The organism is Streptomyces sp. C, assembly GCF_000158895.1.
GTDB lineage: Bacteria > Actinomycetota > Actinomycetes > Streptomycetales > Streptomycetaceae > Streptomyces > Streptomyces racemochromogenes.
The window spans coordinates 384,499-386,132 of the sequence record NZ_GG657750.1; the positions used below are offsets into that span (position 1 = coordinate 384,499).

The 1,634-nt window shown below is 75.5% G+C and carries 1 protein-coding gene and 1 pseudogene; both read right to left on the minus strand.

Translation table 11 applies throughout. The annotated features are described in order from the left end of the window. Positions 1-25 precede the first annotated feature (25 nt). Positions 26-250, minus strand: coding sequence for a DUF6213 family protein (locus SSNG_RS01915; protein WP_007262097.1), 225 nt, complete (start codon positions 248-250; stop codon positions 26-28). A gap of 86 nt (positions 251-336) precedes the next feature. Further along, positions 337-1,634 (minus strand): annotated as a pseudogene (locus tag SSNG_RS01920) (molybdopterin cofactor-binding domain-containing protein); the annotation flags it as partial.

A 1,634-nucleotide genomic window follows, 5' to 3' on the forward strand; every position in this document is an offset into this window, starting at 1 on the left:
CCGCCGTACGGGCGGGGGGTGCGGGCTACTCCGAGGCGCAGCCGATGCACTCGACGTCGATCTGGTCGGCGAGCTCGGTGAGGACGTCGGCGAGTTCGGACACCGTCTCCTCGTCGGCGGGCATCTCGCCCGTCTCGGTTGCGTGCAGCCAGTCCTCGGCCAGCTGCCGCAGCAGCGCGGTGACGTGGTCCGCGGGGATCAGCAGACCGCCGTCGTCCGCGGGAAACAGCGGTATCGAGACCTGGATCATGGGACTCCTCCCGGACGGCTCCTTACCGGCGGCTACCCGCGCTGGGCGAGGACAACCGTCGCCGGCCGCTCGACCGCGGCCGGGGCTCAGGGGCCGTCCGGGCCTGCGCCGGCCGCCAGGGCTGCGAGGACCCGGTCGGGGATGAGGGGCAGTTCGCGGATCCGGCGGCCGGTCGCCCGGGCGAAGGCGTTGCCGATGGCGGCGGCCGCTCCCACCGTGCCGATCTCGCCGATCCCCTTGCTGCCCATCGGGGTGAGGTGCTTGTCGTGCTCGTCGACCCAGTGCGCCTCGATGTCGGGCACGTCCGCGTGCACCGGCACGTGGTACGAGGCCAGGTCCCGCGCGGTGAAGTCGCCGTGCGCCGGGTCCAGCGGGGAGTGCTCGGTGAGCGCCATCCCCAGGCCCATCACCATGCCGCCGACGAACTGGGAGCGGGCCGTCAGCGGATTGAGGATCCGGCCGGCCGCGAAGACGCCCAGCATGCGCAGCACCCGTACCTCGCCGGAGACCGGGTCGACGGCCACCTCGGCGAACTGGGCGCCGAACGCGTGCCGGGCGTACGGGGAGCGCTGTTTGACGGCGGCCGTGGTGTCGGCGGACGCGCACAGGCCGCCCTCGGGCACCTTCCCGTCGCGCCGTTCGAGTTTCAGCGCGAGCGCGCGGCAGGCCTCGTGCACCGCCCAGCCCCAGGAGCCGGTGCCGGACGAGCCGCCCGCCACCGACGCCGCGGGCAGGTCCGAGTGTCCGACCACGCTCGCCACCCGGTCGGCGGGCACGCCCAGCGCGTCCGCCGCCACCATGGCCAGGACGGTCCGCGCCCCGGTCCCGATGTCGGTGGCGGCCACCTCCACCCCGGTAGCTGCCGTCCGGCAGGGCGTGCGCCATGGCCTGGCAGGGGGCCAGGTACACCGGGTACGTGGACGCGGCCACGCCCGCACCGGTCAGCAGGCCGTCCCGGGTGCGCGGGCCGCGGGTGCCCGGCCAGCCGAAGCGCCGTGCGCCCTCGCGCAGACAGGCGACCAGGCCGCGGCTGCTGTACGGGCGCCCGCTGTCCGGTTCGGCGGCGGGCTCGTTGCGTACGCGCAGCTCGACGGGGTCCACGCCCACGGCGTCGGCGAGTTCGTCCATCGCCGACTCCAGCGCGTACATCCCGGGCGTCTCCCCCGGTGCCCGCATCCACGACGGTGTGGGCACGTCGAGCGGCACGACGCGGTGCGCGGTCAGCAGGTCGGGGGCCGCGTACATGACCCGGGCGGGGACGGCCGCCTGTTCGACGAACTCGCGGATGCGCGAGGTGTGGGTGGTGATCTCGTGCGCCAGGGCCGTGAGGGTGCCGTCGGGCCGCGCCCCGAGGCGCACCCGGTGCAGGGTGGGCGCGCGGTGG

Excerpts from the sequence above, each read along its gene's own strand:
- SSNG_RS01915 (WP_007262097.1), bottom strand. The coding sequence starts at position 250 with ATGATCCAGGTCTCGATACCGCTGTTTCCCGCGGACGACGGCGGTCTG.